Source organism: Dethiothermospora halolimnae (genome assembly GCF_037577855.1).
Lineage (GTDB): Bacteria > Bacillota > Clostridia > Tissierellales > VENL01 > Dethiothermospora > Dethiothermospora halolimnae.
The window spans coordinates 15,044-38,076 of the sequence record NZ_JBAKFX010000007.1; the positions used below are offsets into that span (position 1 = coordinate 15,044).

A 23,033-nucleotide genomic window follows, 5' to 3' on the forward strand; every position below is an offset into this window, starting at 1 on the left:
GCGGGTCACCAACTCCACAGTATTTGAATTAAGTAATAAAAAAGAATTTGGTATAAAAAATTAAATAAAAAACAGAATTAACACTATAATTGTCGTATATTATGGGGTATAATAGTACTATAAGTTGACAAGTAGGTTTAGGACATCAGGAGGATATATAAAATGCAAGGGAAAACCCATATGATAATAGGTGCGGCAGCATCAGTTACAACTGCATTAAAATACCCCATAGAAAGTGGAATAATACTTATTACAGCTTCTGTTATAGGAGCTTTGTTGCCGGATTTAGACCACCCTAATAGTAAGATAAATCAAAGCATATTATTTTTTAATAATAAAAAATTTATGATGTATTTGTTTTTTACAGTGGGGCTAGGATTAATAGTATATGATTTAAGAGTAGATAATAATATTTATAGTCTTTTAGGAGTGTCCCTTATTATAACCTCTTTATCTGGGCATAGAAGTTTTACCCATAGTATTGTGGGTATAGGATTATTTTCCACAGTAGCATATTTGTTTTCTGAAAAATACGGTATACCAGAAATTTGGATCGGTTTTACATTAGGTTATATAAGTCATTTGGTTGCAGATTTTTTTACTGTAGCAGGAATACAGTTGTTTTTTCCCGTAGAAAAAAGAGTTAAATTCCCAATAAACATAAAAACCGGTAGTATGGCGGAAAATGTTTTATTATTAATGTTAACAGTTTATATAGGATATGTTATGTTTAAATTTCCCATTATATAGGTATGTCCATATCCCCTTTAGTTTTTGATAAATTTGTAGTTGTTTAATAGGCGAAATATTATCGTCTATATAATTGTAAAGTAAACATATTTTACCTAAATAAAATATTTGACATATTAAGAAAATGGTTATATAATATATCTTGTCGTTAGATAAACTTCATAAATGAATATGTGCAGGTGTGGCGGAATTGGCAGACGCGCTAGACTTAGGATCTAGTATCTTATGATGTGGGGGTTCGACTCCCTTCACCTGTACCAATTCAAAAACCAATGGTAAAACCATTGGTTTTTTTCCTATGTCTCTATAAATATGTATATATAATTTAATATAGGAAAAAATTAGGTAATACCACCTATCAATATTACATATTATTGATATATTGGATATCGAAAATATTTATGATATAATTAATTGACTAGTTAATGTGTAATACTGATTATTATGACAAAAATGGACGAGATTGCGGTTTAATCTATTAAAAAAGTGACTTGTATCGAGTCCATACATAAATTAATAAAGTAATAAGGAGGAACGTTATAATGAATTCAACAATTACAAAAAAAGAAGGAAATACAGTTACATTAAAACTTGAAGTAGACACTAAGAAATTTGAAAAAGCAGTTCAAAAATCATACATTAAAAACAGAGGCAGATTTAACATTCCAGGTTTTAGAAAGGGAAAAGTACCTAGAAAGATTATTGAGTTAAATTATGGTGAAGGAGTATTTTATGAAGATGCAATAAACATGGTATTCCCAGAGGCCTATGAGGCGGCAATAGAAGAGCATAATTTAGAGCCTGTTGATAGACCAGAAATAGATATAGAAGAATTAGAAAAGGGAAAACCAGTAGTATTTATAGCCGAAGTAACAGTAAAGCCTGAGGTGGAACTTGGAGAATACAAAGGTATAGAAGTAGAAAAAGTAGAGTATAATGTAACAGAGGAAGATATTGAAAAAGAAATTAAAAATATTCAAGAAAGAAATGCCAGAATAATAGAGGTAGAAGATAGAGCAGCAAAAGAAGGAGACATTTTAACAATAGACTATAAGGGATCTATAGATGGTGAGCAGTTTGAAGGTGGAACTGCGGAAAATCAAAATCTTGAGATAGGTTCAGGTAGATTTATTCCAGGATTTGAAGACCAATTAATAGGCAAAAATAAAGATGAAGAAGTTGAAGTCAAAGTTACATTCCCAGAAGATTACCAAGCTGAAGATTTAGCTGGTAAAGAGGCCACTTTTGAAGTGAAAATTCATGAAATAAAAGAAAAAGAGCTTCCAGAATTAGATGATGAATTTGCTAAGGATGTAAGTGAATTTGATACATTAGATGAATTAAAAAATGATACAAAGCAAAAACTAGAAGAGCAGTCTGAGAATAAAGAAAAGGCTGAAAATGAAAATAATGTTGTAGAAAAAGTAGTAGAAAATGCAGAAATAGATGTTCCAGAGGCAATGGTAGAAAGACAAATAGATAATGAAGTAAACGACTTTAGCTATAGACTTCAATTCCAAGGTCTAAATATAGATAAGTACTTTGAATTAACAAATACTACTATGGAAGATTTAAGGGAACAAATGAAGGAAAATGCAGAGAAAGTTGTTAAAACAGATTTAGTACTAGAAACAATAGGGAAAAAAGAAGGAATAGAAGCTACAGATGAAGAAGTAGAAGAAGAGCTGGAAAAAATGGCTAAACAATATAATCAAGAAGTGGAAAAAATTAAAAAGAATATCAAAGATGGGGATTTAGATTATATCAAGATGGGTATAATTAAGAGAAAGACGGCTGAGTTTTTGGTAGAAAATGCTAAAATGTCTTAATATTATTTAGGGAGGCGCGTAATATGGCTTTAGTACCAATGGTTGTTGAACAAACCAATAGAGGAGAAAGATCATATGATATTTATTCTAGACTTTTAAAGGAAAGAATTATATTTTTAGGAGATCAAGTTAATGATGCTACTGCAAGTTTAGTAGTTGCGCAACTTTTATTTTTAGAAGCTGAGGATCCAGATAAAGATATACAACTTTATATAAATAGTCCAGGGGGATCTATAACTGCAGGAATGGCAATATATGATACAATGCAATATATAAAGCCAGATGTATCTACTATATGCATAGGTATGGCTGCAAGTATGGGAGCATTTTTACTTACTGCAGGAGCAAAGGGTAAAAGATATGCATTACCAAATGCTGAAGTTATGATACATCAGCCTTTAGGTGGAACCCAAGGGCAAGCAGAAGATATAAGGATACATGCTGAACGTATTGTGAAAATGAGAAAGAAAATGAATGAAATTTTAAGTGACAAAACTGGTCAACCATATGAAAAAGTAGAGAAAGATACCGATAGAGATAACTTCATGTCAGCTGAGGAAGCTAAAGAATATGGTATAATAGATGAAGTTATAACTTCTAGGAAATAATCTTTAAGAGAGGTGTCATAATGTCAAGATTTGATGAGAAGCAGCTAAAATGCTCTTTTTGTGGGAAGTCTCAAGAACAAGTCAAAAGATTGATAGCTGGCCCAAATGTATATATATGTGATGAATGTATAGAGCTGTGTCAAGAAATAATCGAAGAAGAGTTTGAAGATAATGAAGAATTAGAGGTTAAAAAATTATTAAAGCCAGCTGAGATTAAGGCGATATTAGATGATTATGTGATAAAACAACAAGGGGCTAAAAGATCATTAGCTGTTGCTGTATATAATCACTATAAGAGAATAAATAAAAAGCCCTCTAGTAGTGATATTGAACTTCAAAAGAGTAATATAGCGCTATTAGGGCCTACAGGGTCTGGTAAGACTTTACTTGCTCAAACCTTAGCAAGGATTTTAAATGTGCCCTTTGCTATAGCTGATGCCACTTCTTTAACAGAAGCCGGATATGTTGGTGAAGATGTTGAAAATATCCTATTAAAATTAATCCAAGCTGCAGACTATGATATTGAAAAAGCTGAAAAGGGGATTATATATATAGATGAAATAGATAAGATAGCTAGAAAATCTGAAAATCCATCTATAACAAGGGATGTTAGTGGAGAAGGTGTACAACAGGCCCTTTTAAAGATATTAGAAGGAACTGTAGCTAGTGTACCACCTCAAGGAGGAAGAAAACATCCTCATCAAGAGTTTATACAAATAGATACAACAAATATTTTATTTATAGTAGGCGGAGCATTTGACGGCATAGATAAGGTTATACAAAAAAGGATAGGTAAAAAATCCATTGGATTTGGAGCAGAGATTCAAAGTAAAGAAGTTAAGGATATAGGTACTATACTTAGACACATACAACCAGAAGATCTTCTGAAATTTGGTTTAATACCTGAATTTGTTGGAAGAATCCCTGTAATAGTAACCCTAGACCAATTAGATGAAGAAGCTTTAGTTGAGATTCTAACTAAGCCTAAGAATGCCCTTGTAAAGCAATATAAAGAGTTATTCTTGATGGATGAAGTGGAACTAGACATAGACGATGAAGCATTAAAGATAATAGCTAAAAAAGCTATGGAAAGAAAAACTGGGGCTAGAGGCTTGAGGGGTATATTAGAAGAAGTTATGCTTGATATAATGTATGATATACCATCAAGGGAAGATATTGAAAAATGTATTATAACTAAAGATACGGTGGAGAATAAAAAAGAGCCAACTTTAGTATTATCGGAAAAAAGAAAAAATAATAGAAAAGATAAAGAAGAGGAAGAAACGGCTTCATAAAAGACTGGCATTGCCAGTCTTTTATTTATCCTAATCCTTTCTACTTTTAATCAATAAAAAGTTATAGATAGATTCCCAATAAAAGGTTATAGATAGATTCTCAATAAAAAGTTATAGATAGATTCTCAATAAAAAGTTATAGATAGATTCTCAATAAAAAGTTGTTGGGAGATGTACAATAAAAAGTTGTTGGGGGATTCGTAATCCCCCAACTTATTCTTGGATAAAAAAACTCCCTTAGACGAAAGATAATAGTATAACTATTACTAAGGGAGTGAATATTTTGGGAAGCATATTTTTTATTGTTCAATTTTTCTTTGCTATAGTGATAGGTTTATATTTTTTAAACTTACTTAGAAAGCAAAAAGAAGAAAAGAATGCAACGACTAAGGAGTCAAAAAAAGAGATGGAAAGGTTACGGGAACTTAGGAATATAAGCTTGACAGTGCCTTTGTCTGAAAAAACTAGACCATCAAGTTTTAAAGATATAATAGGACAACAAGAGGGAATAAGAGCCCTTAGGGCTGCCCTATGTAGTCCAAATCCCCAACATGTTTTGATATATGGTCCTCCTGGGGTAGGAAAAACTGCCGCAGCAAGACTTGTATTAGAAGAAGCAAAGAAAAATAAATTTTCTTCATTCTCTAAAAGTGCAAAGTTTGTTGAAATGGATGCTACAACCTTAAGATTTGATGAGAGGTCTATTGCAGATCCCCTAATAGGGTCAGTACATGATCCTATATATCAAGGAGCAGGACCTCTAGGCCAATCGGGGGTACCACAACCGAAACCTGGTGCTGTTACAAAGGCCCATGGTGGAATATTATTTTTAGATGAAATTGGAGAGTTACATCCCATACAATTGAATAAACTTTTAAAGGTTTTAGAGGATAGAAAAGTATTTTTAGAAAGTGCTTACTATAACTCAGAGGATAAGAAAGTTCCATCCCATATCCATGATATATTTAAAAGTGGACTTCCTGCGGACTTTAGACTTGTAGGTGCTACAACAAGATTGTCATCTGAATTGCCCCCAGCACTTAGATCTAGATGTGTAGAAATATATTTTAGAAGTCTAGAACCTGAAGAAATAGGGACTATTGCAAAAAATGCAGCAGATAAAGGATGTTTTAAGATTGAAGATAAGGCCATTGAAAAAATAAAACAGTATGCAAAAAACGGAAGAGAAGCAGTGAATATAGTACAAAATGCAGGAGGATTATGCTTATTAGATGGTAAACATAATATTAAATTAGAAGATATAGAATGGGTAATACACAGTGGAAGGTATACACCTAGAATGGATAGAAAAATATATGACAAACCAGAAATAGGATTAGTAAATGGTTTAGCAGTTACTGGAGCTAATACCGGTTCATTAATAGAAATAGAGGCACTATCAACTTTAGTATTAAAGAAGGGGACAGGTAAAACATCTGTTACAGGAATAGTAGATGAAGAGGAGATGTCATCTTCAAATAAAAAGCTAAAGAGAAAGAGTACAGCTAAAAGTTCCGTTGATAATGTTATGACTGTCCTTAGAAATCACTTTAATATAGAACCATCTAATTATAATATACATCTTAACTTTCCTGGGGGAATTCCAATAGATGGACCATCGGCGGGTATAGCCATAACCTGTGCTCTGTACTCTAGTATTAAAGGAATACCAGTAGATAATAAGATTGCTATGACTGGGGAAATATCTATTAGAGGAAAGGTAAAACCTATAGGGGGAGTAGTGGAAAAAATTGAAGCTGCAAAAAAAGCAGGCTGTACAAGGGTTATAATTCCTAGGGATAATTATCAAAAAAGATTTGATAATGAAAAAGACATTGAGATTATCCCTATAGAAAATATAGATGAGATAATAACATATGCAATGTTAGAAAAGAATAATGCCGATGTTATAAAGGGAGATAATAATTTAAATGAAGAAGTATTGGTGGCTAAAGGAGTAGAATTAGAGTAGGCTGTTATATACCATCCTTAAGGGCTAGAGAAAATAATAAAAAATGTCCGCCAGTCCTCGGATTTGGAAAATATAAAGAAACAGTCAAAAATAGAATTCCAAACTCACTACGTTCAGACAGTGGAATTCTAAACGATTTTCTCCTTTATTCTATATTTTCACAAATCCTGGGGGATGGCTCCCATTTTTTATTATTTTCTCTAAACGGATTTATGTAGAATTAGAGTAGGCTGTTATATAGCAGCCTGTTTTTGTTGAAAAAGGATGGAATATGGAATAAAATATAATATGTAATGGTTTTAAATTACAGTAAACACTATATTAAACTTTGGGGGAAATTATATGCTAGCTAGCATTGTAAGGGGGATGTTGTTTTTATTACTAATAGCCATAATATTGAAACAATATATATTATTTTGGGTCTTATTAGGACAAACTAAATTGAAGGCTTTCAAATATATTTTACCGATAATGGAGATATTATTATTATTGTTCATGGATGAATTATTTCTATTACCTACAATAACTATTTTTTTAATATTAGTATATAAAGATAGGGGAAATGGTGATGAGATATTAAATTATTATAGATTAAATAATGATAGGTTTAAACCAGATTTAAATAATTTAGTTAAAGTTATAGTTTTATCTCCAATAATAATTCTTATTACATACACTATAAGTTCCATATTTTTTTCCCATATGGAATTAGAATTATCAGATACCACTAAAGTAGTACAATATAACAAACAATATATTGACTATATCATATGGTTTGGGTTAATATGTATAATAGCACCTGTAATAGAGGAATTTACTTTTAGAGTATTAATATATGACAGTTGGTTATCAAAAAAATTCCATAAAAGAATTTCAGCTGTTATTATATCTTCACTAATATTTTCACTTACCCATTTTGATATTGGGTTGTCTTTCTATACCTTCATTAGTGGCATTGTGTTATGCTTTATATATGATTACTTTGGGTATATTAGCACTGTAGTTTTACATGTTCTTATTAATATATATGCCTTTTTAGGATTAATGGGTATAATAGTAAAAGGAAAAACAAAATTAATATTCTTGGTTATAGATTTAATAATACTAGTAATAATAACATTGAATAGTAGAAAAATAGATTTTAAAACTTAATTTGTGTAGAAATACATATAGATAAGGTTATAAAAGGAGTTGATACTATGGATAATATAGAAAATAAAAACGAAAAGAGAACTATGCCTTTAATACCACTTAGGGGAATATCGATATTTCCTTATATGGTAATACATTTTGATGTAGGTAGAGACAAATCGGTTAATGCCCTTGAAGAGGCAATGGTAAATGATTCCCTTATATTTTTGACATCACAAAAAGAGGCGAAGGTTGATATGCCAACCCCGGATGACTTTTATCATGTTGGTACGGTTTGTAAGATTAAGCAAATGCTAAAACTACCTGGAGATACAGTAAGGGTATTAGTAGAAGGTGTTAATAGAGGTAGGGTCCTAGATATTATAAAAGAAGAACCATACTTTGAAGTTCAATTAGAAGAACCTTTTTATGATGAAGAGGTGGAAAAGGATAAAGAACTTGATGCTATAATGAGAATGGTTGTAGATAGTTTTGAAGAATATATTGCTGCAGGAAATAAAGTATCTCCAGAGACTTTAATAACTGTAGAAGAAATAGAAGAACCTGGTAGGCTGGCCGATGTAATAGCATCATATATACAACTTAAACCTGAAAATAGACAAAAAATATTAGAAGCTTTTGAGCCATACGAAAGGTTAGAAAAGTTACATGTGATATTAAAGGAAGAATTAGAAGTACTAAAAATAGAGAAAACAATAAGTCAAAGAGTAAAAAAGCAAATAAATAAGGTTCAGAAAGAGTATTACCTAAAGGAACAAATGAAGGCTATTCAAAAAGAATTGGGAGAAGAAGAAGGCATACTACAAGAGGTAGAAGAGTACAAAGAAAAAATTGGAGAAATAGATTTACCCGATGAAGTTAAAGAAAAGGCATTAAAAGAAGTGGATAGACTATTAAAAGTATCTCCATCATCGGCAGAAAGTGGAGTTATAAGAACCTACTTAGATTGGATAGTAGACTTACCTTGGGATAAGGAAACTAAGGATAGAGTGGATATTAAAAAGTCTAGGAAAATACTTGATGAAGATCACTATGGACTTAAGGATGTTAAGGAAAGAATACTGGAATATATAGCAATAAGGAAGTTAGCTAAAAGTATGAAGGGACCTATATTATGCTTAGTGGGACCTCCTGGAGTTGGTAAAACCTCAATAGCTAAGTCGATAGCTAGGTCTCTAAAAAGAGAATTTGTTAGAATGTCCCTTGGTGGAGTGAGGGATGAAGCTGAAATAAGGGGACATAGAAGAACCTACGTTGGAGCCATACCGGGAAGAATAATATCTTCTATAAAAAAGGCGAACTCTAAAAATCCAGTATTTCTATTTGATGAAATAGATAAAATAAGTAGTAACTTTAGAGGAGATCCTGCTTCAGCATTACTAGAAGTTTTAGATCCTGAACAAAATAGTACCTTTACAGATCATTTCTTAGAGGTTCCCTTTGATCTTTCTAAAGTAATGTTTATAACTACGGCTAATAGTTTAACACCTATACCAAGGCCCCTTTTAGATAGAATGGAAGTTATAAGAATATCAGGATATACTGAAGAAGAAAAATTAAATATATCTAAGAAATATTTAATACCTAAACAATTGAAGGAACATGGATTAAAGGAAAAGAACTTAAAAATATCAGATAATACTATTGCAAATATTATAAATAACTATACTAGAGAATCAGGAGTTAGAAACTTAGAAAGAAATATAGCTAAAGTATGTAGAAGGTCAGCTAAGCGAATAGTCGAAGAGAATAAAAAGACAATTAGGGTTAATAGTTCCAATCTTAAAAAATATTTAGGAGTATCGAGATATAGACATGAAAAGGCTGGAGAGAAACATCAGATTGGTATAGCTACAGGCCTTGCATGGACAGCTGTAGGTGGAGAAACATTATCTATAGAGGTTACACCTATGAAGGGGACAGGTAAACTTCAGCTTACAGGACAACTTGGGGATGTTATGAAGGAATCTGCTAGGGCTGGAGTAAGTTATATAAGGTCAAAGGTAGAGGAATTAGAAATTAGTGAAGATTTCCATAAAGAACAAGATATACACATTCATGTCCCAGAAGGGGCTATACCTAAAGATGGTCCATCGGCCGGTATAACAATGGCCACAGCCGTAATATCAGCACTATCTAAAAGGCCAATAAATAGGAAAGTAGCCATGACAGGGGAAATAACCCTTAGGGGTAGAGTCTTACCAGTTGGAGGAATAAAAGAAAAGGTATTAGCAGCAAACAGAGCAGGGATAGAAAAGATATTATTACCTTGGGATAATCAAAAAGATATGGAAGAAGTATCCGATAAGGTGAAAAAGAAGGTAGAATTTGTGTTTGTAAAAACAATGGATGAAGTACTTAAACATGCCCTAGTAAATGAGGATGATAATAATGAAAATAAATAAGGCAGAAATGCTAGCTACTATAGTAAATCCCAGCCAGTATCCAGATGAGTCCCTGCCGGAAATAGCATTTGCAGGGAGGTCAAATGTGGGCAAGTCCTCCCTTATAAATGCATTGACAAATAGGAAGAAGATGGCTAGAACTAGTGGTCAACCAGGTAAGACCCAGACCTTAAACTTTTATGATATCAATGATAGTTTTAGATTTGTGGATTTGCCTGGATATGGATATGCTAGAGTTTCTCAAAAAGAAAGGGAAAAATGGGGTAAGATGATAGAAACATTTTTAACCATGAGAAAAAATCTTATAGAGGTGGTACTACTTTTAGATATAAGACATACTCCAGGGGAGCATGATAAATTAATGTATGACTGGATAAAATCCTTTGGTTATAATGGAATTATAATAGCAACCAAGGCAGATAAGATATCTAGGGGAAAAAGGGATAAGCATATATCAGCGATACAAAAGAAGTTGGGAGTTGAGAATAGGGATTTTATAGTTCCTTTTTCCGCCACTAAAAAGACTAATAAGGATAAGGTCTGGGATGTTATTGAACAGATACTTATTGTAAATGATAAATTATAGAACAACCTTTGGATGAGTTGGAAGTTACTTATACAGCTAATAATTGACAATTGACAATGGACAGTTGACAGTTTAAGGGACAAATCGGCTTCAGCCAATTTGAGATATAATATTTTACGAACAGAGTGAGTAAAATTACTTTAAATTGTCAATTGTCAACTATCCATTGTCAATTATATTGATTAGAGGAGAATTCATAATATCTAAATCCAAGTTCCCTTAAAACAATTCAATATCATCAAAAAGATACTCAAGATACCCATCTCCACAATGGGATACCAGCAACTCTAAGTTTAAAATACCATCATAATTATTATTTTTTAAGAACTCTACTTCTCTATTAAAATCAATATCACTATTTTTAATAGAGAAATGGGATTTATTATTATTTAGATCTATACCATGGATATGGGTATAGATTATTTTATTTAAGAAGTCATCATTTAATGGTGGTTCATGGGGATAATAGTTCATAGTATCATGGGTTATATCCCAACATACTCCCAATCTATTACTATTAAAATCATTAACAATCTTAAATATATCTTCTCTAGTATCTCCTATTACTCTAGATTGTTCCTTTCTTAAAGTTTCTAGAGCTAAAGATATGTTAATATTTTTTCTAGATAAAAAGTTTAATATCCAGTCTATAAAAGAAAGCATATTATAAATACCTTTATTAAAACTCTCAATGTTATTGTAGTTTGCTCCATGAACTACAATTATTGATTTTTTAGATATTAATTGTTCTATTTCCTCTATTATACTTAATAATGAAACATACTTTTCCTTGACCTTAGTTTCGTGCTCTTTAAAATTCATTATTTCATATAAATTATTATCTGCAAAATAGGGTATATGGTAGTTTATATCGACACTATAATCATTAGCAACCTTTGCGATATCTAAGTATTTTTTAACATCAATTATATTTTTATCAGGACTTAACTCTATACTAGATACACCTATTTCACTAGCTTTAGATAGTAATTTGTTTATCTCAATTTTATTTAATATTTTTTCATCAAATGTAAAACCTAATTTCATAGGAAATCTCCTTTCTCCACTAAATTCCTATACGTATGTCCTGGGTATATTCAAGACAATTTTAAATATAGTATAGTGCAATAGTAAAATTTAGTTGCTGGGGGATTCGTAATCCCACAGCTTATTTTGTCATAATAGGTCTTCTAGAAGAAGACCTAAGGGATTCAATGTATTGAATCCCTACATAAATTTATGGATTTACCAATTCCTTGCTCTCTGCACATTGCACCCTGCACTGAATAAAGAAGCACCAAAGGTACCTTTGTTCCATAATATGTTTGACTATAAATGCACACTAAGATATAATCAGATTGTCGAAATATAACTATAGATTCCTATTTTACATACTAAAGATAAGGGCTGATAATATATGAATATATTAAAAATATACAAAGACAAAATAGAAGAGATAAAAAGTAATACCTCTGCTTTAAGTATAATATTAGTAGGGTCAGCTGTAAATACTAGAGATGAAGATTTTGATAAATTAAAAGATATAGACATGTTTATTATTACTAATGATAATAGCTTCCAAAGGGAAGTTGTTAATATCGATAATATTGAATTTGATATATCCTATATGCCAAAGAATTTATTAAAAATAGGTATAGAGGAAAAATGGCCTTTTTTAATAAATGCATTAAGTAAATATAAAATTATATATAATAAGATTGATGATATGGAATTATTATTGGAAAAAATAAGCTATATTTATAAGAAAGGTCCCGATTCAATGGACAGACAAGAGGTAGACTATATCAGATTTAATTTGTTTCAAAAATTTGAAGATATGATGGTTAGACGAGAAGATGAGGTTAACTTTCAGTTTCTTGTTCACAGTCTATTAAATGATATTCTTATTGCATATTTAAAAATAAATAATATTTGGATACCCAAGGATAAAAAGATATTAGCTGTAATTAAGAAAAATGATAATGATCTATATAATATGTGTAAGAACTTTATATTAGAGTATAAACAGGATAGAAAGATAATATTATTAGATAAAATATTAAGCTATGTACTAATGCCTGTTGGAGGTAGATTAAAATATTGGGAAAAGGGTAACTTTCCATTAAAATAAATAATTGGAGGGATATTATGAGAAATATAAACTATAGATTCCATAGAAAAATAGAAGTAGATTGTGGTAAATATAAATTTAACTTTGGAAAAAGGACTTACATAATGGGAATATTGAATGTGACTCCCGACTCTTTTTCCGATGGTGGGGATTTTTATGATGTGGACAAGGCAATAGAACATGCAAAGTTAATGGTAGAAGAGGGTGCCGATATAATAGATATAGGTGCAGAGTCTACTAGACCTGGTTCTGATGAAGTATCGGCAGAAGAGGAAATGAAAAGACTAAGACCAGTACTAGAAAGACTTGTGGCTGAAATTGGTGTACCTATATCTGTTGATACATATAAAGCATCGGTTGCAGAGGAAGCATTAAAAATAGGAGTCCATATGATAAATGATGTATGGGGTATGCAAAGAGATAAAAATATGGCAAAGGTTATAGCTAAATATAATGTACCAATAGTTGCTATGCATAACCAAAATGGAACAGAATATAGAAAAGACATAATGGATGAAATATGTGACTTCTTTAGAAAAACAGAAAAGCTAGCTATGGAGGCTGGAGTAGATAGGGATAAGATAATATTAGACCCAGGAATAGGCTTTGGAAAAACTCCTGAACAGAATATGATTGTAATGTCTAGGTTAGGGGAGTTAAATGACCTAGGATATCCTATACTATTAGGAACATCGAGAAAATCAATGATAGGGAAAATACTAGATTTACCTCCTAAAGAAAGGGTTGAAGGAACCCTTGCCACTACAGTTATGGGAATAACCCAAGGGGTAGATATAGTAAGGATACATGATGTTAAAGAAAATGTTAGAACAGCTAAAGTAACAGATGCTATAGTTAGGAGTGAAAATTGTTGGATAAAATAATAATGAAAAACTTAAGTTTTTATGGATATCATGGGGCATTAAAAGAAGAAAATGTATTGGGACAGAAATTTTTTATAGATATTGACATGTATGTTGATTTAAAAAATGCTGGAAAGTCTGATGATGTTAATGATACGGTTCATTATGGTATAGCCTATGATATAGTAAAGGACGTAGTAGAAAATAAAAGATTTAACTTAATAGAAGCCCTAGGAGAAAATATAGCCCAGGAATTACTTAATAAATTCAATACTATATCCGAAGTTAATGTATTAATAAGAAAACCAGAGGCCCCAGTAAATGGCATATATGACTACTTTGGAGTAGAAATAAGGAGAGGGAGAAATGACTAGGGCATATTTAGGTATAGGAAGTAATATTGGTGATACAAAAAAGCATATAGAAGATTCAATAGAGATGTTACGGAATAATAAAAAAATAGAGGTTATTAAAATATCATCTAAATATGAAACAGAACCCATTGGGTATACTGATCAAGATTGGTTTTTAAATGTTGTTGTTGAAATAAAAACTGAATTAGAGCCCTATGAATTGCTCAAGTATTGTAATTATATTGAAGATGAATTAAAAAGAAAAAGAATAATAAGATGGGGCCCGAGAACAATAGATGTGGATGTATTACTTTATGGTGATTATACATCAGACGACGAAAAGCTAACAATTCCCCATCCAAGGATGACCGAAAGGGCCTTTGTAATGATACCTCTATATGAAATAGCAAAGGATATAAAGGTAAATGGGGAAGATATAAAAACTATAGTGGATAGATTGGAAGACCAAGAAATAAAGAAATTATAAAACACGACCCCAAAGGGGTCGTGTTTTTCTCTGCACCCTGTACTATGTACTCTGCACTTTTTTTAGTCTTGTTTTTCAAACATATCTTTTCCAACACCACATATTGGGCATACCCAATCATCAGGTATATCTTCAAAGGCTGTACCTGGTTCTATACCTCCATCTGGATCTCCTACCTCTGGGTCATAAACATATCCACAAGGAATGCATACATATTTATCCATAACAAAAACTCCTTTCATTTTATAATTATCATATATAACTAGATAATACCCAAGAAATTGCAATTTTAAACTTAAAAAAATAATATTTTGAAATATTATTTCAGTTAAATTACCAGATGGCTAGTCTATATTTCAGTTGTTATAAAACTCTATTTCAGTTGTTATAAAACTCTATTTCAGTTGTTATGAAACCTTATTTTACTTGTTATGAAACCCTATTTTAGCTGTTATAAAACTCTACTTTAGTTGTTGGGGGATTCTACTCTGGTTGTTGGGGGATTCGTAATCCCCCAACTAATTTTAAACAAAAACCATTATTTATAAGATTATACACATAAATTATGGGTAAAATACTATATAGAAAGGGAAATGTGAAATTTTCAAGAAAATATGCTATACTGAAAAATATGGATGTTTTCATATTATTATATACTATAACAATTTAGGTGGGTGTGATTCTAGTGAGTATTATTATTAATAAATCAATATGTAGTGATTTATCTCAGATTAAATCATTTTTAGAAAATATATTAAAACAAATAAATGAAGATATTAATGATGACACACTATTATTTGACATAAAGTTGATATTACATGAATTAGTTGCCAATGGTGCAATACATGGGAATAGAAATGATGTAAATAAAAATATAGATTTATATTTAGAACTTGATAATGATCATATAAAGATAGAAGTTACCGATGAAGGACTAGGATTTTATTATGATAAGAATAAATATAATCCAATGGAGTTAAAGTGTAATGGAAGGGGTTTAGTTATTGTAGATGGATTAAGTGATGAGTTTTATGTAAATAAAAATAAAGCAGTTTGTATAAAATATTTATAACTCTCAAAAAAAGAGAGTTTATCTTTTGTATATTTAAGTTATTTAGAAAAGACCTTATGGGCAATTAATATAGTCTGATAGCAGGTTATAACTATATTATCTATGATATCTTTTCTCTTTTCTTCATCTGACTTATTAGAAAAACAAATCTTTTCAACTCTACTTAGCCATTTGCTTACTAAAGGCTCATATTTATTGTGGAATGTATTAATATACTCTTTTGGTATACTTTTCTTTTTAAGGTCAACTTCCATTTCTTTGGCTTCTGTTTTGATGATAGACATTATTTTATAGTATAAATGTTCATTGCCAGAAGTTCCATTATATTTGAAGACTTTGTTAATTTGTAGCGCAATATCCTTCCAAAGATTAAATCGAATTTTTAATAAATCTTTAACATCCTTATCATCAAATAGAGGGAGTTGATATTTTATAATATCACTTATTTCTGATATATCCTTTTCATTTTTTCTTCCAACCTTTATAACTTTACTTAATCCTGGAATTTTTAAATTATTAATTAAAAAAGTTATAAAGTTTGAAGGCAGTGGTACCCCTAACATTGTTAAATTTTCTAATATACTAACTGTTTCAGTAACTTCTAAAAAAGCTACTATAAGTCTAGAAAAAAGAGTTGTTTGAACTATTGTTATTACCCCGATTTCCAAAAGTTTAACAGTAAAAATAGCTGTTGAATAGGTTATTATCTTTTTTAGTAATTTACATAAGCCTTTACTACTAAATCTACCATATCTTAAAGCAACAGCTAATCCAGTTAGAGTATCAACTATGATCAAAGTCAAAAGTACTATATAGGATATATCAATATGGTTATAAAAACTTTCTAAAAAGGCAACTATTCCTGAAATGAAAGATAATTCTAATAAATAACTAAGTCTGTTCATAATTCTATCCCCAATACATAATTAATATACTGTCCTAATACATAGTATGTATTAAATTTTATTTTGATAAAAATTTCTGTTAAATGGAACTTTTAAGTTTTCAAACCGTCTATATTTATATATAAGATATTTATCATTGAATGTCTATTAAATTTTTAATTATCTATTGGGGGAATTACCAGTTTTTTATCAGTTGTTAGAAGGACTTGTGAGCCCTAAACTTAGAACTCAAATATAAGGAGGAGTATTATGAAACGTGTAATATCTTTATTACTTATCACTATGATGACGATAACTATATTATTGCCATCACAAATCATAGCCAATGATGGTTATGATAAAGAACTTAAGGAAGCTATACTAAAGGCAAAGAAACTATTTAATATTACAGCTGACTATGATGAGTTTGATTATAATATTAATAGCAACAATGGAGATACTGAATATTATTTAAGGTGGAGCGATACTAAAAGTCAGTTGGGAGAAATAAGTGTAAGGATTAACAATAATGGAAAAGTAACAAGTTATAACAGTTATAAACCTGACTCTTCACAAGAAACTCCTAAGTTAGCAGAGATCAGTAAAAGTGATGCCCTTAAAAAGGCAAAGGAATTTGTAAAAAAAGTAAGACCAGATTTAGTAGATAAAATTAAATATGAGGAGAATAATAGACCATTAAATATTAACAGCAAATACTATAACTTAAAGTTCCATAGGGTAGAAAATGAAGTGCCTTATTATGAAAACAATTTACAAATATCTGTTAATAACTATACAGGAGAAGTGCAGAGATTCAGTAGCAATTGGAATGAAAATATAAGTTTTGATAGCAAAGCAAATATTATATCAATTGATAAGGTAAAGGAGATCTATAAAGAAAAATTAGGATTAGACCTAGTATATAAATTTAAATATGACAATGACCAGTATATACCCTATATTGTATATACTACATTAGAAAAGGGAATTATAGATGCTAAAACAGGAGATATAATTGATGATTATGGTTATTTATATAGAAATATAACTGAAGAGGATAAGGCTAATATGGCTTCTAAATATGGCCTTGATCCTAAGGAAAAGGAAGCTATTGAAAATGTTAAGGGACTTATATCTAAAGAAAAGGCGGAAAAAATAGCTAGGGACTTCTTTAAACTAGATGATAAAACAAAACTTTCATATAGTAGGCTATATACTAATTGGAGAAATAATGATGACTATATATGGAGACTATCTTTTGAGAAAAAAGATAATGGAAAACACACTAGCTTAAATGTTACTCTAGATGCAAAGTCAAAAGACATATTATCATTTAATAAATATTATCCAAAGGATGATAATAAAAAAGTTAAATACAATAAAGAAGAGTCTCTAAAAATAGCTAAAGAATTTATAAAAGAAATGGAGCCAGATAAGTTTGATAGAGTAGAATATGTTAAAAGAGAAGTACCGGAAATCAGACCTCTAGAAGAGAAAGAAAAGCCATTGGCATATAGATTTAACTTCATAAGAAAAGAAAATGGAGTATATGTATCGGAAGACGGATTTAATATAACTATAGATACAACTTCAGGGGAAATTGGATCCTACAGTCATAAATGGTATAAAGATAAACTGCCAATTGAATCTGATTTAGAAAAGGTTATTAAACTAGACAAAGCCTATGATATATTATTTGATGAGATAGGATTAGAATTGGTTTATAAATCTAAAGATAATGACTATATTTATCGTAGTGAAGTGACATCTAAAGGAAAGATGGCAAAATTAGTATACTCAGTGAAAAAAGATAAACCCCTTAATATAGATGGAATTACAGGAGATATATTGTATAGTGATGGAGAATCATATAAAGAAAATAAAATAATAAGTTATACTGATATAGATGATAGTAAAGCTAAATCTAAGATAGAAGTATTGGCACAATATGGAATAGCACTTCCTGGAGATGAATTTAAGCCCAACCAAGAAATAAAACAGAGAGAATTATTGTATTTATTGGCTAAAGCTAAAGGATACTACATTCCAGAGTTTCAGGATGATGACAAATTTGATGAAGTTTTATATGACAGGCTGATAAGTACAAATATTATAACAGCAAAAGAAAAGAATCCAGAGAAAAGTGTAACAAAAGAGGATACTATAAAATATATTATAAGATTTTTAGGCTATGATAAAGTTGCATCATTACAGGGAATATACAAATTGGAATTCCATGATGTAAAGGAAATAGACCCTAATCTTATAGGTCATATAGCTTTAGCTAAAGGGTTGGATATAATAAATTTAGAGGATGGAAATTTAAACCCTAAAGCTCAAATAACTAGGGAAGGGGCTTGTATATTAATATATAATTATTTAAATATAAGCTCTTAAATCATATCGACATTATTCAATATAAAAAGACAAAAAATGTAAGGGTGTTGCCAAATATGCTAAAAAAACGACCAGTTTTCAAATATATGTTGAATATAATTTTCTAAAGTGTACAATATAGTTACAGGGACTTTATATCCCCCTAGATTAGATAAATTTAGAAGAAATATTGGAATCAGTCCCTTAAAAAAATTATTATGATTTAAACCCCATTTTTCGTAATAAACCAAAGGGCTCCCTTATATAAGGGAGCCCTTTGGTTTATATAAATTCTGCTACCTTACACCGAACAAATGGACATCAAAAGTGCCGTTGTTCTAAGTTGACAAAAAAACTTATATTAACTATAATGAAGGTAACTTTAAAAACTGAATATCTTTGTGGTACTTTTCTTAGAAAAGTTTAAAAGGGAAAGAGGTCAAAATCCTCTACAGCCCCCGCTACTGTGATCAGGGATGAAATCTTCTATTACCACTGGTGATACTGGGAAGGAGAAGAGAGTAAAGTGAACTGTAAGTCAGGAGACCTGCCATAAAGAACAGGGATACAATTACTTCGGAGGGAAGTATGTAGTATATTCATTTGATGAATAACACATAGAAACCTTCCTATGTGTTTTTTTGTTTTTTGAAATTGAGGGTCAAATATATGGGGGTAAAGAGTTGGCGAATAGACTTAACTGTTTTTATTTTCAATAAATACAAAGAAATACAACTATTACAACTATTACAACAAGAATGGGGATGATCTTTTGGCTAAAAATATTATGTTTCAAGGAACAGCTTCTTCAGTAGGGAAGAGCTTATTATCTGCGGGCTTATGTAGAATATTAAATAACCATGGATATAATGTGGCACCCTTTAAGTCTCAAAATATGGCCCTTAATTCCTTTGTTACTAAGGAGGGAAAGGAAATGGGTAGAGCCCAGGCAGTTCAAGCGGAATCTGCAAGGGTAGAGCCTAGAGTTGATATGAATCCAATACTTTTAAAACCAACCAGTAATGTGGGGAGCCAAGTCATATTAAATGGTGTAGTTTATAAGAATATGAAGGCTATGGATTATTATAAAAAAAAGCCGGAGTTTAAAAAATATATTATTGATGCGTACCAAAATCTAGACAATAACTTCGACTGTGTAGTTATTGAAGGGGCTGGAAGTCCTGCAGAAATAAACTTAAGGAAAAATGACATAGTAAATATGGGTTTAGCTGAGATGATTGATTCCCCAGTTATACTTGTGGGGGACATAGATAGAGGTGGAGTTTTTGCATCTATATATGGAACTATAATGCTTATGGCTGAAGAGGAAAGAGCAAGAATAAAAGGTTTTATTATCAACAAATTTAGAGGAGATGTTAAAATCTTAGAGCCTGGTATAAAAATGATAGAAGAGAAGATAAATATACCATGTCTGGGTGTAGTTCCATATATGGATGTAAATATTGATGATGAGGATAGTGTAACAACTAGATTTGATAATAAAAACAGTGGAGAGATTAATGTAGGAATCATAAGGCTTCCATATATATCGAATTTTACAGATTTTTCTCCCTTAGAAATAGAAAAGGATTTAAATGTTAAGTATATAAAAAATACAGAAGAGCTAAAGGATATGGATATGATAATAATCCCAGGGAGTAAAAACACAATAAAAGATGCAGAATACTTATTTAACAATGGGTTTGATAGAGAAATATATAGAAAAAGACGTAAGGGAGTACCTATTATAGGGATATGTGGTGGTTATCAAATACTAGGTAGGGAAATAGTAGATCCATATTTAGTGGAATCTGATTTAAATAGAATAAATGGACTATCAATATTAGATATAAAAACAACAATGTTAAAAAATAAGACCACAACTCAAACTAAAGGGGAATTTATTGTAGATTCACCAGTATTTGATGATAAAGGAGATATAGTTACCGGTTATGAAATACATATGGGAGAAACGGAAATGTTAGGGGAAAGCTCCCATATATTAAGGCTTGAAGATGGTAGATTAGATGGTGCAATTAGTGAAGATGGAACTGTTATTGGAACATACCTACATGGAATATTCGATAATGACAATTTTAGAAAAAATATAATTAAATTTTTAAAGAAACAAAAGGGAATAGAATGCAGTGATGAGTCTTTAAGCTATTATGAATTAAAGGAAAAAGAATATGATAAACTGGCTGATAATATGGAGAAAAATATTAATATAAATAAAATAAAAGAAATAATGGGGTTATAAAATGAAGGAAGTATATATAATAGTTATTGCAATAATTTTAGACTTTGTTTTAGGGGATCCCCCAAATTGGCCCCATCCAATAAGGTATATAGGATGGATTATAAAAAGGTATGAAAATTTAATAAGAAAACAAAAACTAATCAATTTAAAAATAGGTGGATTTTTTCTAACGGGATTAAGTATTATCACAGTTACATTTATAGTGGGAGGGATATTATACTTATCTAAACTGATTCACCCAGTAGTCTACTATATAGTAGGAACTTATTTAGCATATACTTCCCTTGCCACTAAGTGTTTAGATATTGAAACTAAAAAGGTATATTATGCAATAAAAAATAATGATATTAAAAAGGGGAGAAAGATGCTTTCCTATTTAGTTGGAAGGGATACAGAAACCCTTACAGAGAAACAGGTGATAAGGGGAGCCATTGAAACCGTAGCAGAAAATACTATAGATGGGGTTCTAGCTCCAACATTTTATTTAATCCTTGGTTTATACTTGGGAGTACCTATAGAAATGGTATTTATGTATAAGACAATAAACACCCTAGATTCAATGGTGGGGTATATACAAAAACCCTATAGAGATATAGGATATGCATCGGCTAAACTTGATGATATGGCAAATTTTATTCCTGCTAGACTGGGGAGTTTAATTATGCTAATAGCTGGAATAATCCTTAGATATGATTTCAACAATGGATCTAAAATGCTGTTAAGGGATAGGAAAAATCACAAAAGCCCCAACTGTGCTTATCCAGAAAGTGCAGTGGCAGGATTACTTAACATACAACTGGGGGGGACAAACACATATTTTGGAGAAACCCTTTATAAACCTACAATAGGAGACGATAACGTTACTTTACAAAACGACCATATTTTAAAAACTATTAGGATAATGTATGTTTCCCAGATATTATTGGGACTATTAGTTCTGATAGTAAGATAGGAGAGGTTAAATGAATAAGCATGGTGGATATTTTGGAGAAAATAGGAAGGATATATTAGATTTTAGTGTAAATGTAAATCCACTAGGAGCATCTGATAAACTATATGACCATATTAAAAAGAATTTAAAAAGTATAATAACATATCCAGAGATTGATGGTGAAAGCCATAAAAAGATGCTGTCAAATCACCTTAATATAAAGGACAATAATATAATATTAGGAAACGGAGCAACAGAGCTTATATATTTATTTGCAAGGGCTACTAAACCCCAAAGAGTCCTTATAATAGAGCCGACATTTACTGAATATAAAAGGGGATTTAGACTAGCAGGAAGTGATATATTTAGTTATATTTCCGAGGAAATAAATGATTTTAAGATAAATAAAGACACACTATTGAATAAAATAAATAAATTAAAACCGGATGTTGTAGTATTATGTAATCCTAATAACCCAACAGGGATTTTTACCAATAAAAATGATATAAAGCCAATACTTAATAAAATAAATGATATAAACTCCTATTTATTTGTTGATGAATCCTTTATAGATTTTGTAGATAAGGAATCCTATATAGAGTTAATAGATAAAAATAATCTTTTTATCCTTAGATCTATGACTAAATTTTATGCAATACCAGGTCTTAGGTTAGGGTATGGTCTAGGAGGTAGTAAACTAATAAATAAATTAAATGAAAATAAGGAACCTTGGACTTTAAACAGTTTAGCATTAAACAGTTTAGAAATTATATTAAAGGATAATGAATATATGGATAAAACATTAGATTGGTATAATAGAGAAAAAAAGTTTTTATGGAAAGAACTTAATAATATAAAAAATATAAAAGTCTTTTATGGTGAGGCAAATTTCTTTTTAATTAAATTAAAGGAATTGGAAGGACAGGAGCTAAAAAAATTATTAATAGAAGAAGATATATATATAAGGACATGTGAAGACTTTGATGGATTAGATAAAAGCTATATAAGAACCACAATAAGAAGTCATAATGAAAATGTAAAGCTTATAGAGACTTTAAAAAAAATCCTAGGGGAGTAAT

20 protein-coding genes, 1 tRNA gene and 1 riboswitch are annotated in these 23,033 nt (G+C 30.4%); of the genes, 18 read left to right on the top strand and 3 right to left on the bottom strand.

Annotation, left to right across the window (positions count from 1 at the left end; genetic code table 11):
* Window positions 1-162: 162 nt before the first annotated feature.
* The 9 genes from V6137_RS04495 to yihA all read left to right on the top strand — a co-directional run bounded on the left by V6137_RS04495 (window position 163) and on the right by yihA (window position 10,597).
* Complete coding sequence (locus V6137_RS04495; protein ID WP_425446690.1) at window positions 163-750, top strand: metal-dependent hydrolase; 588 nt, start codon at window positions 163-165, stop codon at window positions 748-750.
* Between the two features lie 175 nt (window positions 751-925).
* A tRNA-Leu gene (locus tag V6137_RS04500) sits at window positions 926-1,010 on the top strand.
* 282 nt (window positions 1,011-1,292) lie between these two features.
* On the top strand, window positions 1,293-2,579 hold the full coding sequence (gene tig, locus V6137_RS04505; RefSeq protein WP_425446691.1) for a trigger factor: 1,287 nt from the start codon (window positions 1,293-1,295) through the stop codon (window positions 2,577-2,579).
* A 23-nt stretch (window positions 2,580-2,602) separates the two neighbouring features.
* Window positions 2,603-3,187 carry an ATP-dependent Clp endopeptidase proteolytic subunit ClpP gene (gene clpP, locus V6137_RS04510; RefSeq protein ID WP_425446692.1) on the top strand — a complete coding sequence of 195 codons (585 nt, stop codon included), beginning with the start codon at window positions 2,603-2,605 and terminating at the stop codon, window positions 3,185-3,187.
* A 20-nt stretch (window positions 3,188-3,207) separates the two neighbouring features.
* Window positions 3,208-4,482, top strand: coding sequence for an ATP-dependent Clp protease ATP-binding subunit ClpX (gene clpX, locus V6137_RS04515; protein ID WP_425446693.1), 1,275 nt, complete (start codon window positions 3,208-3,210; stop codon window positions 4,480-4,482).
* A gap of 283 nt (window positions 4,483-4,765) precedes the next feature.
* Complete coding sequence (gene lonB, locus V6137_RS04520) at window positions 4,766-6,454, top strand: ATP-dependent protease LonB (protein WP_425446694.1); 1,689 nt, start codon at window positions 4,766-4,768, stop codon at window positions 6,452-6,454.
* Window positions 6,455-6,796: 342 nt separating this feature from the next.
* Window positions 6,797-7,606: a CPBP family intramembrane glutamic endopeptidase gene (locus tag V6137_RS04525; RefSeq protein WP_425446695.1), complete on the top strand. Its 810-nt coding sequence runs from the start codon at window positions 6,797-6,799 to the stop codon at window positions 7,604-7,606.
* Window positions 7,607-7,653: 47 nt separating this feature from the next.
* A complete protein-coding gene (gene lon, locus V6137_RS04530; protein ID WP_425446696.1) occupies window positions 7,654-10,011 on the top strand; it encodes an endopeptidase La in 2,358 nt (785 codons plus the stop codon).
* On the top strand, window positions 9,998-10,597 hold the full coding sequence (gene yihA / locus V6137_RS04535) for a ribosome biogenesis GTP-binding protein YihA/YsxC (protein WP_425446697.1): 600 nt from the start codon (window positions 9,998-10,000) through the stop codon (window positions 10,595-10,597). The genes lon and yihA overlap by 14 nt, the downstream gene beginning before the upstream one ends.
* 219 nt (window positions 10,598-10,816) lie before the next feature.
* On the opposite strand, the gene V6137_RS04540 is transcribed toward yihA, so the two are convergent.
* Complete coding sequence (locus tag V6137_RS04540; RefSeq protein ID WP_425446698.1) at window positions 10,817-11,644, bottom strand: TIM barrel protein; 828 nt, start codon at window positions 11,642-11,644, stop codon at window positions 10,817-10,819.
* Window positions 11,645-12,014: 370 nt separating this feature from the next.
* On the opposite strand from V6137_RS04540, the gene V6137_RS04545 reads away from it, so the two are divergent.
* The 4 genes from V6137_RS04545 to folK are packed head-to-tail and all read left to right on the top strand — an operon-like array spanning window position 12,015 to window position 14,431.
* Window positions 12,015-12,728 (top strand): hypothetical protein, encoded by a 714-nt coding sequence (locus tag V6137_RS04545; protein WP_425446699.1) that lies wholly within the window; start codon window positions 12,015-12,017, stop codon window positions 12,726-12,728.
* A gap of 17 nt (window positions 12,729-12,745) precedes the next feature.
* A complete protein-coding gene (gene folP, locus V6137_RS04550) occupies window positions 12,746-13,612 on the top strand; it encodes a dihydropteroate synthase (protein WP_425446700.1) in 867 nt (288 codons plus the stop codon).
* Entirely contained in the window at window positions 13,600-13,965 is a 366-nt protein-coding gene (folB, locus tag V6137_RS04555; RefSeq protein WP_425446701.1) for a dihydroneopterin aldolase, read from the top strand. The genes folP and folB overlap by 13 nt, the downstream gene beginning before the upstream one ends.
* Entirely contained in the window at window positions 13,958-14,431 is a 474-nt protein-coding gene (gene folK / locus V6137_RS04560) for a 2-amino-4-hydroxy-6-hydroxymethyldihydropteridine diphosphokinase (RefSeq protein ID WP_425446702.1), read from the top strand. Before folB ends, folK begins: the two co-directional genes overlap by 8 nt.
* 62 nt (window positions 14,432-14,493) lie before the next feature.
* Here the strand turns inward: folK and rd are convergent, their stop codons facing one another.
* Window positions 14,494-14,655 carry a rubredoxin gene (gene rd / locus V6137_RS04565; protein WP_425446703.1) on the bottom strand — a complete coding sequence of 54 codons (162 nt, stop codon included), beginning with the start codon at window positions 14,653-14,655 and terminating at the stop codon, window positions 14,494-14,496.
* 461 nt (window positions 14,656-15,116) lie between these two features.
* Here rd and V6137_RS04570 point away from each other — a divergent pair, with 461 nt between their 5' ends.
* Window positions 15,117-15,503, top strand: coding sequence for an ATP-binding protein (locus V6137_RS04570; protein ID WP_425446704.1), 387 nt, complete (start codon window positions 15,117-15,119; stop codon window positions 15,501-15,503).
* Window positions 15,504-15,541: 38 nt separating this feature from the next.
* Here V6137_RS04570 and V6137_RS04575 read toward each other — a convergent pair whose 3' ends face one another.
* A complete protein-coding gene (locus tag V6137_RS04575; RefSeq protein WP_425446705.1) occupies window positions 15,542-16,408 on the bottom strand; it encodes a phage holin family protein in 867 nt (288 codons plus the stop codon).
* Window positions 16,409-16,657: 249 nt separating this feature from the next.
* Here V6137_RS04575 and V6137_RS04580 point away from each other — a divergent pair, with 249 nt between their 5' ends.
* The 4 genes from V6137_RS04580 to cobD all read left to right on the top strand — a co-directional run bounded on the left by V6137_RS04580 (window position 16,658) and on the right by cobD (window position 23,032).
* Window positions 16,658-18,784, top strand: a complete 2,127-nt coding sequence (locus V6137_RS04580) for a YcdB/YcdC domain-containing protein (RefSeq protein WP_425446706.1) — start codon at window positions 16,658-16,660, stop codon at window positions 18,782-18,784.
* A gap of 364 nt (window positions 18,785-19,148) precedes the next feature.
* A riboswitch (cobalamin riboswitch) is annotated at window positions 19,149-19,332 on the top strand.
* Window positions 19,333-19,535: 203 nt separating this feature from the next.
* Window positions 19,536-21,023 (top strand): cobyric acid synthase, encoded by a 1,488-nt coding sequence (locus V6137_RS04585; protein WP_425446707.1) that lies wholly within the window; start codon window positions 19,536-19,538, stop codon window positions 21,021-21,023.
* Window position 21,024: 1 nt separating this feature from the next.
* On the top strand, window positions 21,025-21,975 hold the full coding sequence (cbiB, locus tag V6137_RS04590; protein WP_425446708.1) for an adenosylcobinamide-phosphate synthase CbiB: 951 nt from the start codon (window positions 21,025-21,027) through the stop codon (window positions 21,973-21,975).
* A gap of 10 nt (window positions 21,976-21,985) precedes the next feature.
* Window positions 21,986-23,032, top strand: a complete 1,047-nt coding sequence (gene cobD, locus V6137_RS04595; protein WP_425446709.1) for a threonine-phosphate decarboxylase CobD — start codon at window positions 21,986-21,988, stop codon at window positions 23,030-23,032.
* Window position 23,033: the final 1 nt, after the last annotated feature.

Coding starts and splice junctions, on each gene's coding strand:
- V6137_RS04545 (WP_425446699.1), top strand. CDS start 12,015: ATGAATATATTAAAAATATACAAAGACAAAATAGAAGAGATAAAAAGT.
- lon (WP_425446696.1), top strand. CDS start 7,654: ATGGATAATATAGAAAATAAAAACGAAAAGAGAACTATGCCTTTAATA.
- V6137_RS04540 (WP_425446698.1), bottom strand. CDS start 11,644: ATGAAATTAGGTTTTACATTTGATGAAAAAATATTAAATAAAATTGAG.
- V6137_RS04575 (WP_425446705.1), bottom strand. CDS start 16,408: ATGAACAGACTTAGTTATTTATTAGAATTATCTTTCATTTCAGGAATA.
- folP (WP_425446700.1), top strand. CDS start 12,746: ATGAGAAATATAAACTATAGATTCCATAGAAAAATAGAAGTAGATTGT.
- V6137_RS04525 (WP_425446695.1), top strand. CDS start 6,797: ATGCTAGCTAGCATTGTAAGGGGGATGTTGTTTTTATTACTAATAGCC.
- clpP (WP_425446692.1), top strand. CDS start 2,603: ATGGCTTTAGTACCAATGGTTGTTGAACAAACCAATAGAGGAGAAAGA.
- tig (WP_425446691.1), top strand. CDS start 1,293: ATGAATTCAACAATTACAAAAAAAGAAGGAAATACAGTTACATTAAAA.
- folK (WP_425446702.1), top strand. CDS start 13,958: ATGACTAGGGCATATTTAGGTATAGGAAGTAATATTGGTGATACAAAA.
- yihA (WP_425446697.1), top strand. CDS start 9,998: ATGAAAATAAATAAGGCAGAAATGCTAGCTACTATAGTAAATCCCAGC.
- clpX (WP_425446693.1), top strand. CDS start 3,208: ATGTCAAGATTTGATGAGAAGCAGCTAAAATGCTCTTTTTGTGGGAAG.
- V6137_RS04495 (WP_425446690.1), top strand. CDS start 163: ATGCAAGGGAAAACCCATATGATAATAGGTGCGGCAGCATCAGTTACA.
- cobD (WP_425446709.1), top strand. CDS start 21,986: ATGAATAAGCATGGTGGATATTTTGGAGAAAATAGGAAGGATATATTA.
- cbiB (WP_425446708.1), top strand. CDS start 21,025: ATGAAGGAAGTATATATAATAGTTATTGCAATAATTTTAGACTTTGTT.
- V6137_RS04580 (WP_425446706.1), top strand. CDS start 16,658: ATGAAACGTGTAATATCTTTATTACTTATCACTATGATGACGATAACT.
- rd (WP_425446703.1), bottom strand. CDS start 14,655: ATGGATAAATATGTATGCATTCCTTGTGGATATGTTTATGACCCAGAG.